The sequence below is a fragment of the Archangium violaceum genome (assembly GCF_016859125.1).
GTDB classification, from domain to species: domain Bacteria; phylum Myxococcota; class Myxococcia; order Myxococcales; family Myxococcaceae; genus Archangium; species Archangium violaceum_A.
Genome location: NZ_CP069338.1, coordinates 8,773,368 through 8,787,527, shown reverse-complemented (window position 1 = coordinate 8,787,527; position 14,160 = coordinate 8,773,368). Strand labels below are relative to the sequence as shown.

Genomic DNA, 14,160 nt, shown 5'->3' with positions numbered 1-14,160 from the left:
TCCACGTAACCGGGGCAAGCCCAACGCTTCGCTGGGCCTGGAGGTGGACAATGCGCGCTGAGGCCCTGGCGCTCGGGTGGGCGGCGCTGCTGGGGGCCGTGCTGCTCTCCACCGGCTGCGTCACGCTGGCGCCGCGACAGGGTGGCAGCCTCGCGGAGGGCTCCTACACACTCTCCACATTGCGAGACACGGCGGCCACTGCGCCTCCGCTCGAGGCGCCCTCCCCTCTTGCTTCTGCCGAGTTGAGCGAGCACGTCCTCTCCGCCGAGTCGGGCCAGCAGGAGCGGCTGCACCGCCGCCGCAGCGCCCGCGGACTGGGTCCGGACGCTGCACTGGCGAGCTCGGGCGAGGTGCCCGCGTACGAGGTAGCCCGCGCGGTGCCAACCCCCCAGGAGCCGCCCTCGTGCGGAGGGCAGGCCGTGCCCCCAGGGTGGCCCGACTTCTCCGACGACGACGCGGAGGCGCTCCTCGCCCCCTTTCTCACGTGCACCTCGCCCGGCGAATTCGTCGCGTTGCAGGACAGGGTGGACATGCCCCGGCTGGTGGAGGCCTTGGACGACTGGCGCGCGGTGCGGCTGGGCGCCCTGGGGCCCGTGCGCGAAGACTCCGCCCACCTCCTCCAGCGCAAGCGAGCCTCTTTCCTCGTCAGCACCACCGAGCGCTCTGGCCTCTTCCATGCCGAGGTGTTCACCCTCTATGTCCTGCATTCGGCCTACGACGACGAAGTGGACGAGGTGTTGCTGCTGCTGGCCCGGGACAAGCAGCTGGGGCAGACGCTGGCCCTCATGCCGGCCGTGCATGAGGAGTTGGAGCGGCGGGGCATGCCACTGTCGCGTTACCCGGACCGAGCCGAGCAGGCCGGAGACGTGCTGCGGGGCCTGGGCCGCGCCGCCAGGGACGTGCTCTCCACCAGTCCAACGATTGACGGCCTCCGCTACAAGGAGATGACCGCGCGGCGGGCACAGTTGCCTCCGCCCTACCAGCTGGCCCTGCATGAGGTGGAGCGGGCCCTGGCACTGCGGCACTTCGCCCCGGGCAGCGTGGCGGTGGGGACATTCGACGCGGTGACGTTCGGCGTGCCGCTGGGCTTCTACTACCTCGTGGCCGGAACGGGCCACGGGCTGTACTCGCTGACGCAGGGCGAGTACGAGCAGGCCACGCGCGAGCTGACGCCCATCACGCTGCTGCTGGCAATCCTGTACGTGGAGGGCAAGGGCACGCCCACCCTCTACAAGGACCGGAAAGGAGGAGCCGGACTCGCGAGAGGACTTGAGATGCTGCGGGCACGAGTGGGTGCCCTGGCGGAGAAGACGCGGCCACTGCAAGCACAACTGGGCACGGGCATGGAGGGCTTGCGGGAGCTGGCCAGGTACATACAAGCCAGCCGGGAGGCGGGCCGTTTCGTCGCCGTGGGCGGGGCGGATGCCGCGCTGGCGTTGTACGAGGCGCGAGGGAATGTGGCCAAGGCCCGGCCACTCATGTCCAGGGCGAAGCCCGGGGCTACGGGCTCCCCGCCCGTGAAGGCTGGCGCGGGGGCCGGTGCCGGGGAAGCCGCCGCTGTGACTGACGAGGCCGCACGCCCCTCCGCTACGAAGGCCGGTGCTGCGGAGCGCCAGGGCACACTGGCCTCGCTCGTGGACGAGGGAGTCGGCCACACGCCGGCGGTGGTGGAGGCGAAGCTCGCGGCCGCAGAGCTCGAGGCCACGGGCCCGCGTCTTCCGAAGGACGTGGGCGTGCTGAAGAAGCACCACCCCTCCCTCGACGCCCCGCCGCCCGAGGCCCGGGGCAACCCTCGCTGGCGCGAGTACGTCGACTACTACGAGAAGCGCCTGCGGGAGGCGGAGAAGAGCAGGGCCGCCGAGGGCCCCCTGATGTGGGAGCCCTACGAGCGGATGCGCGCGTGGTTCGCCCGGGGGCTGGCCTTCGAGCGCGACATGGTGAAGCTGCTGAATGCTGACGCGAAGAAGCCCCGGGCCGAACGCCGCTTCCTCGGGGACTTCGACAAGCCCCGCATCGAGACGAGTGTGGGCGTGAGAAAGTCAGGCCCCGGCCTGCGCTACGCCGATGTGCTCGTCATCGAAGAGGGCGAGCTCGGCGGCGGTCCACGGCGAGTGGAGACGTTCAGCTTCAAGAGCCGTGATTTCGCGCTGTTGGAAGAAGGAGCACTGAGACGGCAGGTGATTGAGGACGCGAAGGAAGCTCTGCAGAAGTACGGAGGGAGTCTGGATATCCGCCGGGATTCCCTCCAACGTCCTTTCGGCGCGGCTAGCGAGGTTCCCGTTCAGCGGGTCCGCCTCGTTTACGAGGGGGGTGCACTCAAACCCACGAAGGTAGACAACCTGGATGCAGCAGTGACCGCTGCCGAGGAAGCGGTTCCGGGAGTGGAGGTGCTGTTCCAATGAATCGACTGAGCGTGCACGACTTGAAGCCGGAGGATCTCCTTCGACTCACCTTCGTTGGAAGCTTCGACCAGCAGGCTGCATTGGAAAGAGAGCTGGAGCCTTTTCTCCAAGCACTCGAAAGGTACGCCGATGGGTGGATGCCGGACGTTGCTGAAGGCAAGCGTCGACGCAAGTACGCTCGCGCCGCAATCTGGAAGGGTTTAGAAGAGGGGCGCGACGATGTGTTCACGAGCTTGGGGTTTCATCGCACCGAGTGGCCCGCGCTGGACATGACTCTCTGGCTCTGGCAACATCCCCGGCCACCCAAGCTGGACATTGCCGTCAACGTGAAGCCGCTCTCTTTCTTTGCCGAAGAGGAGCGTTGTCACCAAATCGTGGAGATGGTGCGAGCCTGGGCCTCCCGCTACCCGGTCAGTCATGCCAAGGCTCACAGCGCCGATGACACGGAACTGGCGGGCTCTCCCCGTTTCGGGCGCGACGAGAAGACTTCTCGGAAGGACGGTTTCGACAAAGTTTACGAGGTGTTCTGGCTCAACATCTTCGGCCCCAAGCTTGTGGAGGCTGTCGGCCGTGAACGGATGCTGTCTACACCAGCTCACCGTGTAGAGGAGTTGCCCAATGGCTCCGTTCTCCTGGTGACGTGGCCAACGGTGGCGGATTTCGCCAGCAAGGAGGCACGGCTCGCCCAGGCCCGCGCCCACGCCCACCTCCGGCCGGACCTCGACTTCGATACCATTCTGCGCATCTTGAATGAGCGCAGTGCCATGCTCGCCCCCGTGAAGCCCCGCTTCCATCCAGACATGGCCCCGCTCCTCTCGCGTGTGGTGGACCGCGCCGCCAGCCACGAGCGCCAGCGCAGGATTGCCGAGCTCAACGCGTGGCAACCGCCCGAGCCTGAGGAGTGGCTCCCGGCCGACTCCGCCCTGCCACCGGACGTGGAGGACCTGGAGCGCGCGCGCGAGCACTACAGCGCCCTCGCCGAGCACCTCGTGGCGCTGCTGCACTCGGAGGTGCCCTCCGTCTTCGAGGCGAAGCCAGAATCCCTCACCGATGCTGACTTCTACTTCTGGCGCGAAGAATTCCCGACGAGCCGCTTACGGGAAGCCATCGACGAGCACGCGGTGCCGGCCATTGGCGCGTACCTGGGAGAAGTGCTGGTACGAGACCTGGGTGGTAGGTGGATTCCGCGCCAGAAGCTCGAGGAGGCACAAGTGCTGGTGGGCAACCGCGCGTGGCTGCCGTTTGTCCGGGCCCGTCACTACATGCGCTCGCGACAGGCGCTGCTGGACTACTCACTCACCCAAATCTATCGTGTGGCCGAGCGGCACCGGGGCTGAAAACCAGTGAGGCTGGGAACTCATTCGGGCCACATTGAACCCAAAGGAGCGCCACCCCGGCTTCGATATTCGCGATGCTGGCATCCGCGACGAAATCGGCACCCGGGTGGATGGCATCCAGGGGATGGCTCACCATCCCCCGGGCCTCGCGCCTCAGGGGATGGTGAGCACCGGAGTGTCGTCGAGCACCAGCGGGTCCACGGCCCCATCCCCGCCCCAGAACTTCCACTGCTCGGCCGTGGGGACCAGCGGCCGATAGCCTCCGTCGTAGTCCCAGGTGGTGACGTACACCTTGACGCCCGTGAGGCTCGTCAGGCCCGCGAACAGCTGGCCCGGGAGCGTGAGCAGGATGGTGCTCGATGCCGCGTCCACCTCGATGGAGGCGGCGGGCGAGACGGGAGTGCCTTCCTGGGTGGCCGAGGCCTCGCGCGTATCGAAGAGGGCATTGGACCAGCCGTGGACCCGGACGCGGTAATCCCAATCCATGCCAGCGGGGACCGAGGCGTTCTGCTGTGGCATGACGGTGAGGCCCGTGCGGCCGGGCACGTCGACGAAGACCGTGAAGGCCACGTGGTCGAAGCCGTTCTGCGGGTTCCACGTCGTGGTGACGCGGGGCGTCTGGAGGGCCAGCTTCAGCACCGTCCCGGAGCCCTGGAGCGTGACGCGACGCAGGTCCCCCTGGTGGTTGTCTCCCCACGAGGTGTCCGTCGGGTAGTGGTAGCGACCCTCGGGGCCGATGTCATCGCCCGCCGGGTCCTCGTGGATGACCAGATCCTTGAAGGCGCGATCGACACGGAACGTCAGTGTGTCGGACAACACCTGGGCCTCTTCGTTCCAGGCCACGAGCGAGTGTTGGATGTCGGGGTCCACCATGCCGCCCACGGCGACGGTCGTGCGCCAGGTGCCATCCGGCTCCACCGTCACCCGTTGCGCCGTGCCGAGCACCCCGTCCACCACCACCAGGAAGCTGGACACCCCGGTGGCGGTGCCGGTCAGCTCGAAGTCTCCCGCCACCGTGCCGCCGCTGGATGAGGACAAGGTGATGCGGGCGGTCTCCGGTGGAAGCGAGGTCATCGTCCCATCCGGCATGAAGACCCGGGCGGCGCGTGCGGGCAGCTTCAGGGAGAGCCGCCCCCCTCGCCCCACGGTGGCATCACCGGCCCCGGCATCCAGGCTCGCCAGCAGCTTCAGCCGGCTGCCCTCGGGCAGATTCGTCCCCAGGTTGTCCAGCAGCGTGTCCTCGTCCGAGGTGTTGAACACGACGAGGGCCATGTCCGCCCCATCGCGCATCTCGTAGGCGAAGACGCCGCTCCGCGCATCGTTCTGCCGCAGCACCGTGGGCGTGCCATGGCGGAACACCGCGTGCGTCTTGCGCAGCGTGGTCAGCTCGCGAATGCGGGCATACAGCGGCGCCTCGGTATCGAAGTGGTCCTTCCCTCCCGACCCGTAGCCCCGGGCGAACATGGCGCCACGCTGCTCGGTGAAGCCCTGCTCGGTGCCGTAATAGATCACCGGAATGCCGGGCACCGTCATCATGAACAGGAGCCCCTGCTCGAGCGCGGCTCGCGAGCCTCCCGACAGGAAGCGGTCCACGTCATGGTTGTCCAGGAACGTGGGCATCAGGTGCGGCCGGGGGAACAGCTCGGCGCCGCGCTGCATCCGGAAGGCGAGCTCCGACGTGGGGCTGCCCCGGGCGAAGACGTCCCCGGCCGTGCGGTACAGGGGGAAGTCGAGCATCCCCGGCAGCCGCTCGTCACCGGTGACCGGGTCCTTCATGTAACTGGCCACCTTGCGCGACATCGTGTCCTCGAAGGGCTTGTCGCTGGCGAAGCCCTCACCGAAGGCGAGGAAGTCGTCCTTGCCCAGGCTCCGGGCATATTCGAGGACGCCCGGGTGGGCCGGGTCCTCCGAGTGGAGGAAGTCCTGGACGGTGGTCGGGGGCACGTAGAAGACGGTGTCCACGCGGAAGGCATCCACACCCACCTCGCGGATCCAGAAGTTGTAGCTGTCCTTGAGGGCCGCGATGACGGCGGGGTTCTCCGTGTTCAGATCGTCCAGATCGGACAGCTGCCAGCCGAGCTCCTGCTCACGGATCGCGTAGTCCGCGATGGTCGGCGTCCAATGGAAGACGTGGGCGTCGCGGTGCTCGGGCCGGGTGGGATCCCACTGAGAGAACGGGGCCTGGGTGGGGCCACAGGCGGGCCTGGCGCCCGTGTTGAGCACCACGCCCGACGTCACGTCCGACGGGTCGTAGCGCGTGTAGCGGAAGCAGTTGGCCATGTGGTTGAGGACGATGTCCTGCACCAGGTACATGCCGCGCCCGTGCAGGGCTCGGGACAGGTTCCGGTAGTCCTCCAGCGTGCCCTGGTGGGCATCCACCCGGGTGAAGTCGAGCGCCCAGTAGCCGTGGTACCCGCCGTAATTGACCAGGGGATCCCACCACTGGTTGGCGACAGGCGGGGTGATCCAGATGGCCGTCGCCCCCAGCCCCTGGATGTAGTCCAGCCTGCTCTCGATGCCCTTCAGATCCCCTCCGCTGTACTTCGCCCCGTTGGCGGGATCGAACTCGCCAGCGCCCTGGTCGTCGTTGCCCGGCTCGCCATTGGCGAAGCGGTCGGTCATGACGAAGTAGATGATCTGGTCCCGCCAGTCCGGTGAGGGCACGTGCAGCGAGTCCGCCGGAGGTTGAGGCGTGGGAGGTGGAGGGGTGGATTTGCAACCGAGGATGGTGCTGGCACCGAACGCGAGCGCCAGCAGCTTCGACGAGAGGGAACGCGCTTGCATGGGCGACATTGTGGACCATATGCGCAGGCCACGCCCACCCTCCCCCTCGGAGCTCACCTCCCCGGCGCTTCAGCGCTTGCTCTTGGAGGTGGGCTTCTTCTTCGGAGCGGGCTTCTTCTTCGTCGACTTGCCCTTCTCCGGCAGGTTCGGACCCGAGGCGAGGTCGAACTCGTAGGTGCCGCCGAGCAGGAGGCGGAACTGGTAGATGTCCGAGAGGTCCGGCGTCACCGCGATACCGGCCACCGCCTCCAGCACCAGGCCCGGATACACCTCGCGGCGCACCACGGGGATGATCTCCACCTGGTTGGCGTTGTTCGTCCACGCCGGGGTGATGGCGTTGGCGAAGTAGCGGCGGCCGATGACCTCCAGGCCCACCAGGGTGAAGTTGTCGATGTTGTACGTACCCGCCACCGCCAGCTGCACGGCGTCGGGGACGTCGAAGTCCGGGAGCGCGCCGCGATCACGCGTTCCATGGTGCAGGTAGGTCGCGTTGAGCATGAAGCGCAGGTCCTTGCTCACCCGCAGCTCGCCGACGAGCGTTCCATCGAAGTCCCACGTCCCGTCGGACAGCTCCGGGGGGATGACGTCCAGATCGCTCGGCCCGGTGGGAAACACGACGCGCCCGTAGGCTCCGAGGGCGAAGGGGCCCGTCTCGAGGAACGTCCACTGCAGGCCGAGCGGAATGTCACCAAAGGCCAGTTGGAAATTGTCCTCGCCAGGGTTTCCGAGCCCGAGGACCTCGAAGTAGACGTTGGCCTCCAGGTTGTCGAGGATGCCCCAGCGGATGCTGGGTGAGACCTGATGGTAGGGCAGCGCCTTGTCCGACTCGAGGGCGAAGAAGCCCTGATAGCGAAGACCGAGCTCCAGGTTTCCATTGCGTGTCGTCGCCGCGGTGCGTGTCACCATGGCTCGATAGGGCTTGGCCCACGCGGTGGGTGCGAGAAGACAGACAGCGGTGGCGAGAGCGAAGGTCGAAAGCCGAGCGTTCATGCGGCGGGACCATAGACCATCTCCTCCCCGCGGTTGCGAGCACAGTCGTGAACACAAACCCGGCCCTCCGGAAGACTCAGCCCCTGAGAAGATCCGAACCGGCGGAAAGCTACCGCCAGACGGAACAGTCGATTTCAACGGGTATCGATCCCCCGCGCCTCTTTGTTTTATGAGGCCGTGCATGACGACGATCCCCCTGCGAATGACGACCCCCCAGGCGCTGGCCGAAGCACCCACGCCCCAGCGGGCCACGGCCCACCCTGCCCTCTGGCCCCAGGCGCGCAGCCCCGAGGCCCTGACCGACGCCCAGACCGAGGCGCGCATCGAGTCCCTGCTGGCCCGACTCAGCCTCGAGGAGAAGGTCGGTCAGGTGATCCAGGCCGATATCGGTTCGATCAAGGCGGAAGATCTGCGGACCTATCCACTGGGCTCCATCCTCGCGGGCGGCAACTCCGGTCCGAACAACGACGATCGCGCCCCCGCGGCCGAGTGGCTGAAACTCTCTCGTGACTTCCGCGCGATATCGCTCGAGGAACGTCCGGGCCACACGCCCATCCCCGTCATCTTCGGCGTGGACGCCGTGCACGGGAACAACAACATCCCCGGTGCCACCATCTTTCCGCACAACATCGCCCTGGGCGCGATGCGCGATCCGGAGCTGATCCGTCGCATCGGCGAGGTCACCGCGCTGGAGAGCGCCGTCACCGGCATCGACTGGACCTTCGGACCCACGTTGGCCGTGCCTCGCGATGACCGCTGGGGCCGCACCTACGAGGGCTATTCCGAGGACCCCGAGGTGGTGGCGAGCTACGCGGGCCCGATGACGCTGGGGCTCCAGGGCGAGCTCCGTCCGGGTCAGCCGCTGGCGCAGGGCCATATCGCCGGCTCGGCCAAGCACTTCCTCGCCGACGGTGGCACCTCGGGCGGCAAGGATCAGGGCGACGCGGAGATCAGCGAGGAGGAGCTCGTCCGCATCCACGCCGCGGGCTATCCCCCGGCCATCAACGCCGGCATCCTGTCGGTGATGGCCTCCTTCTCCAGCTGGAACGGGGTCAAGCACACCGGCAACAAGACGCTGCTGACGGACGTGCTGAAGGGCCGGCTGGGCTTCACCGGCTTCGTCGTCGGTGACTGGAACGCCCACGGCCAGCTGCCCGGCAGCACCAACGAGAACTGCCCGCAGGCGCTCATCGCCGGGCTCGACATGTACATGGCCCCCGACAGCTGGAAGGGGCTGTACCACAACACGCTCGCCCAGGTGCGCGCCGGCGAGATCCCCATGGAGCGCCTGGATGATGCCGTGCGCCGCATCCTCCGCGCCAAGTTCAAGGCCGGGCTGTTCAACACGGAGCGCCCGCTGGAGGGCCGGCTCGAGCTGCTCGGCGCCCCCGAGCACCGGGCCGTCGCTCGCGAGGCCGTGGCCAGATCGCTCGTCCTGCTGAAGAACGAGGGCGTGCTGCCGATCAAGTCGTCCGCCCGCGTCCTCGTGGCGGGAGATGCCGCCGACGACATCGGCAAGCAGTGCGGAGGCTGGACCATCACCTGGCAGGGCACGGGCAACACGAACAGCGACTTCCCGAACGCGCATTCCATCTACGCCGGCATCCGCGACGCGGTGGCGGCCGGCGGCGGCACCGCCGAGTTGAGCGTGGACGGCTCGTTCACGAAGAAGCCCGATGTGGCCATCGTGGTCTTCGGAGAGAACCCCTACGCCGAGTTCCAGGGCGACATCGCCACGGTCGAGTACCAGCCGGGAAACAAGACCGACCTGGCCCTGCTCAAGAAGCTCAAGGCCCAGGGCATCCCCGTGGTGTCCGTGTTCCTGTCGGGACGGCCGCTGTGGGTGAACCCGGAGCTCAACGCCTCGGATGCATTCGTGGCCGCGTGGCTGCCCGGCACCCAGGGCGAGGGTGTGGCGGATGTCCTGATTGGCGACGCGAACGGCAAGCCCCGGCGCGACTTCACCGGCAGGCTGTCCTTCTCCTGGCCCAGGAAGGCCATGCAGACGTCGGTGAACCGGGGCGACGCGAACTACGACCCGCAGTTCCCCTACGGCTATGGCCTGACCTACGCCCAACCCGCCCGGGTGGAGATGCTGTCGGAGGATCCGGGACCGACGGTCGCCGCCACGAGCACGGATCTGTTCTTCGGCTCGGGCAAGGTGGCCGAGCCCTGGTCGCTGGTGGTGTCGGACACGGGCGGCTCGAGCCCCGCGCTGAAGAGCAACGGGGAGAGCCCCAACCGCGTGGTCTCGGTCCGGGTGGTCGACGCGGGAGCCCAGGAGAATGGCCGCACCCTGACCTGGTCGGGGACACAGCAGGCCACCGTGGCCATCACCGGTCCGGCCGTGGACCTCAGCCGTCAGACCACGGGTGACATGGCGGTCGCCATCCGTTACCGCCTGGACCGCGCGCCGACGGCACCGGTACTGCTGGCGCTGACGAGCGGCGAGCGTCCGGCCTCGCTCGACATCACGCGGCTGCTGACCCAGGGCTCGGCGACGGAGTTCCGCATGCTCAAGGTGAAGCTCAGCTGCTTCCGTGACGCGGGCGCGAACATGGCGTCGGTGACGTCTCCGCTCGCCCTGACGACTTCGGGGGCGCTGACCCTGACCGTCACCGACCTGCGCCTGGCCACCAACGACGGCGACGCGGTCTGCCCCTGAGGTCCGCCGCCTGAGTGACGGTTGATGGGCCCCCGGCCGCTCCCCTGGCCGTCGTGGTCATCAACCGTCGCGGGAACGGGCACCGGCTCCGCCACGGTGCCCCGAGCAAGCCAGCCGTGCCGCGGGTATGCTGCGGCCCGTGAGCAACCTCCTTTCGGACCTGCGGCCCCTGGCGCTCGGTGAGATCATCGATCGCGCGGCCACGTTCTGGCGCAAGCACTTCAAGCAGCTGTTCCTGCTGAGCCTCGGCTTCAACCTGGTCTCCTACATCCTCACCAAGGTCCTGCAGCTGTCGACGCGGCGGAACCAGCTGGCCCTCCAGGACGCGGCGCGCGAGGGGGACCTGGGGATCATGGGCGCCGAATACGCCCAGCTCCTGATGGTGGCGGGGGGAGTGATGGTGGTGTCCATCTGGCTCTACTCCCTGAACACGTTGGTGGTGTCCCGGTACGTGGTGTCGACACAGCTCGGCGAGCCCGCGCGTCCGGCGGATGGGGTCGAGCGCGCGCTGCGGCGCGTGGGCCCGTTCACCGGCGCGTTCCTCCTGTCGTTGCTGTGGGGCGTAGGCGTCACCCTGCTGTTGATGCTGCCCGGCGGCGTGTTGACCGGCGCGGGCGCGGCGATGGGCTCGCTGTCGAGCGGCCCGGGAACCCGGTTGGGCGGCGTGTTCCTGGTGGTGGGAGGGCTCCTCCTCGCGGTCCTCGGCATGATCGGCGGAGCCCTCTGGTACCTGCTGCGCTTCTCCCTGCTGGCACCCGTGTTCGCCCTGGAGGATCTCCCGGCCGTGCGTGCCTTCCGGCGCTCGGGCGAGCTGCTCTCGGGACGGGTCGAGCCGGGCTTCACCGGGCGTGTGACGGTGCGCGCGATGATCCTCGTCACGGTGGTGTCCATCATCCTGATCGGGGTGAGCCTCCTGTGTGGGCTGCCCGCGCTGATCGTCCAGTTCGTCTTTGGCAATCCGCTCGATCCGGTGGCCGCCGCGGCCAACCCGATATCCCAGGCGATCCTCGTCCCCGCGGAGCTGGTGCAGGTGGTGGGACAAGCCATCTTCAACCCGCTGGGGCTCGTCGTCTACGCGACGCTCTACCTGGACATGCGCGTGCGCCGGGAGGGGCTGGATCTCGAGCGGCGCCTGGAGACGCGCACCGCTCCGGCGGTGTCCGCGTGATATCCGGGCTCGCGCTGCTGTGGCTCGCGGCCCTGCCCTGTGAAGACTCCGCCCGGGAGCTCCAGCAGCTCACGGAGGTGGCCGAGCGCGCGCCGGAGGCCCTGGACGAGGAGCTGGAGGCGCTGGAGTCGCGTTGGGAAGGCCTGCCCCTGCGCTCGCCGGACGACCAGACCCCCGCGGAGCGCGTGGAGACGGCGGCCGGCCGCATCCAGGGCGCATGCACCCGGCTCGAGGCGGAGCGGGGCTCGGTGACTCCCCTCCCCCGCTCCGATCGGGCCCGGCTCCAGGAGATCCTCTCGAGGCCCGAGTTCGCCCAGGCGAGGCAGCGCAACGGTGACGTGCTCCAGCGGTTTTTTCGAATGCTGATGGCCTGGCTGGAGGAGCTGCTGCAGACGCGGGAGGCCCAGGGCTTCGCGACGAGCACGCGGACGGTGGTGCTGGTGCTGGGAGTCGGTGTGGTGCTCTTCGCGGTGCTGCGCCTGCGTCACTGGAAGCGGGGACCGGCGCGGCGGGGGGCGAGCGTGGACACGGACACGGGCCCGGCGGGAGCGCTGCGGCTCGACACCCCGGGTGAGCACCTGGCGCGGGCGAGGACGGCGTTGAGAGCCCAACCCCGGGATGCCATCCGGGAGGGGCTGCTGGCCCTGCTGTCCTCGCTGGAGGCGAAGCGGCTGGCGCGGCCGGACCGGGTGAAGACGAACCGCGAGCTGGTGGGCGAGCTGCCCGGGCGAGGCGCCTCCGCGCAGCTCACGGGAGAGGTGGAGCGGCTGGTGCGCTGGTACGACCGGGCCTTCTACTCGCTCGAGCCGGTGCCCTCCGAGGACGCCGCGCGCTTCGTGGACGAGGTGGAGCGGCTCCACCAGGGCCTGGCGGGAGCGGCGGCATGAGGAACCTTCGGACCGCGGCCTTCTATGGCGTACTGGTGGCGCTGGCGCTCGCGCTGGGACTCGCGGTGAACCAGTCACCGCCCCCTCCGACGACACTGCCCTCGGTGGACAACCCGGGGCCCCTGGGGCTCCGGGCGCTGTACCTGTACCTCCAGGAGTCGGGCGCGCCGGTGTCCGCGCTGCGGGAGTCCTTCGACGGGCCAGGGATTCCCGAGGACGTGCGGACGGTGGTGGTCGCCGCGCCCACGAAGCGGCCCGTGACGGAGGCCGAGGCCGAGGCGCTGCGCCAGTGGGTCTCCCAGGGAGGGACACTCGTCTACCTCGCACCGCGGGACGCGAAGACGCGGCAGCGGCCCCTGGATGACTGGCTGCGGCTCTCCGAGGGCCCGTTGCCGCCGCCGGACTCCGAGGGGCTGCCCCCCGAGGAGACGGATCTCTCCGGGACGACGGTGCGCGTCTGGGTGCCCGTGGGCGCGGCGCGAGGCCTGGAGCGATTCCGTGTGTCGCTGGACCAGGGCCTCACGGTGGAGCGACCGGAGGCGGTGCCGCTCGCGGGCGCGCATGGAGCGGCGGTGCTGTGGCGCATGCCCGAGGGCCGCGGCGAGGTGTACGTGGCGGCGGGCGTGGACCTGGCGGAGAACCGGCGGCTGGAGCTGCTGGACAACCTGCGCTTCTGGGAGGCGCTGGCGGCTCGTGGACCCCTCGCCTTCGACGAGTACCACCACGGCGTGCTCCCGAAGCAGGAGCGCCCATCGGCCCGGGCCCTGTGGGTGTTCGTGGCGCAGGGACTGGTGGTGGGACTGCTCTACACAGTGTCGCGTGGGACACGCTTCGGCCCTCCCCGGCCCCAGGTGGTGGAGAAACACCGCTCGGCGTTGGAGTACGTCCGCTCCCTGGGGTGGCTGGCGCGGCGCTCGAAGGTGGAGCGCGAGCTGGTGCCAGAGCTGGCACGCCAGTTGCGGCGGCGCATGCACGAGCGGCTGGGCATTCCCCTCACGCTGCCCGAGGACGAGGCGGCGCGGCTCCTGGAGCAGACCTGCGGACTGCCGGCGGCGGACTACCTGGCCGCGAGGGAGGAGCTGCTCCGCACGATGGAGCAGCGTGAGATCCGCCCCTCGGACTACGCGCGGCTGGTGCGCCGTCATGCCCGCATCGAGGACGTCATCACGGGTCGAACGCCCTCCCCGCCCACGGAATCGTAACCAGCGACACACTCGAGCGAACCCGGGGTGGCGCGAACGGGAAACCGGGAGGCACACTCGGGGGCGTGAATCATTCAACGGGGGATGGAGCAGGCGGCTCCTGGCCAATCGGCTCCGAGGAGGATCTGCGACAACGGCTGGCACTGGCGACGCCAGAGGACACCACGCGCGGACTCTTCATCAACGGCGTGCTCGAGGCCGTGCGGCAACTGGGGGGCGAGCCCGCGGTCCAGCACTGCCTGGCCCAGAGCCAGGAGAAGCGGTTCATGGACCTCTTCAACTACCCCTTCAGCAGGATGCTGCAGGTGTCCTACGCCGGGGCGAGGCACCTGAGTGGCGAAGCCCGGAGCTTCGACGAGGTCATGCGGCAGATGGGCTACGTGTCGGCGAGGAGCTTCACCACGTCCCGGATGGGAGCCCTCATGCTGCGAACCATCTTCTCGGATCCCCGGCGGCTGGTCGACACGCTGCCAGTGGCCCACCGGATGAACACGAGCTCGGGGGAGTGCACGGTCCGCTGGGTGGGATTCAACAAGGCCCTCGTGCGCATCACCCGCCAGTTCCTCCCCGCCGCGTACACGGAGGGCTCCCTGCAGGGCTCGTTCGAAGCCGCCCGGGTGCGGGGGCTGACGGTGCACGTCCACTCGACGTCATTGCTCGACCACGAATACGAGCTGTCCTGGGACTGAGGGCCCCGCCCACTCGGAGCGGGGCCCCCGGCACGA

The 14,160-nt window shown here is 68.9% G+C and carries 9 protein-coding genes; 7 read left to right on the top strand and 2 right to left on the bottom strand.

Annotation, left to right across the window (positions count from 1 at the left end):
* The first annotated feature begins 50 nt into the window (after window positions 1-50).
* Entirely contained in the window at window positions 51-2,402 is a 2,352-nt protein-coding gene (locus JQX13_RS37340; RefSeq protein ID WP_239014087.1) for a hypothetical protein, read from the top strand.
* A complete protein-coding gene (locus JQX13_RS37335; protein WP_203404202.1) occupies window positions 2,399-3,739 on the top strand; it encodes a hypothetical protein in 1,341 nt (446 codons plus the stop codon). The genes JQX13_RS37340 and JQX13_RS37335 overlap by 4 nt, the downstream gene beginning before the upstream one ends.
* Window positions 3,740-3,892: 153 nt before the next feature.
* Here the strand turns inward: JQX13_RS37335 and JQX13_RS37330 are convergent, their stop codons facing one another.
* On the bottom strand, window positions 3,893-6,523 hold the full coding sequence (locus tag JQX13_RS37330; protein ID WP_203404201.1) for an alpha-amylase family glycosyl hydrolase: 2,631 nt from the start codon (window positions 6,521-6,523) through the stop codon (window positions 3,893-3,895).
* 69 nt (window positions 6,524-6,592) lie between these two features.
* Window positions 6,593-7,513: a hypothetical protein gene (locus tag JQX13_RS37325; protein WP_203404200.1), complete on the bottom strand. Its 921-nt coding sequence runs from the start codon at window positions 7,511-7,513 to the stop codon at window positions 6,593-6,595.
* Between the two features lie 181 nt (window positions 7,514-7,694).
* Between JQX13_RS37325 and JQX13_RS37320 the strand changes: the two genes are divergently transcribed.
* The 5 genes from JQX13_RS37320 to JQX13_RS37300 all read left to right on the top strand — a co-directional run bounded on the left by JQX13_RS37320 (window position 7,695) and on the right by JQX13_RS37300 (window position 14,124).
* Window positions 7,695-10,178, top strand: a complete 2,484-nt coding sequence (locus tag JQX13_RS37320) for a glycoside hydrolase family 3 protein (RefSeq protein WP_203404199.1) — start codon at window positions 7,695-7,697, stop codon at window positions 10,176-10,178.
* Window positions 10,179-10,317: 139 nt separating this feature from the next.
* Window positions 10,318-11,346: a hypothetical protein gene (locus tag JQX13_RS37315; RefSeq protein ID WP_239014086.1), complete on the top strand. Its 1,029-nt coding sequence runs from the start codon at window positions 10,318-10,320 to the stop codon at window positions 11,344-11,346.
* Window positions 11,343-12,233, top strand: a complete 891-nt coding sequence (locus JQX13_RS37310; protein ID WP_203404197.1) for a DUF4129 domain-containing protein — start codon at window positions 11,343-11,345, stop codon at window positions 12,231-12,233. The genes JQX13_RS37315 and JQX13_RS37310 overlap by 4 nt, the downstream gene beginning before the upstream one ends.
* Window positions 12,230-13,435 (top strand): DUF4350 domain-containing protein, encoded by a 1,206-nt coding sequence (locus JQX13_RS37305; protein WP_203404196.1) that lies wholly within the window; start codon window positions 12,230-12,232, stop codon window positions 13,433-13,435. The genes JQX13_RS37310 and JQX13_RS37305 overlap by 4 nt, the downstream gene beginning before the upstream one ends.
* Before the next feature lie 65 nt (window positions 13,436-13,500).
* Complete coding sequence (locus tag JQX13_RS37300; RefSeq protein WP_203404195.1) at window positions 13,501-14,124, top strand: TIGR02265 family protein; 624 nt, start codon at window positions 13,501-13,503, stop codon at window positions 14,122-14,124.
* The last annotated feature ends 36 nt before the right edge of the window (window positions 14,125-14,160 follow it).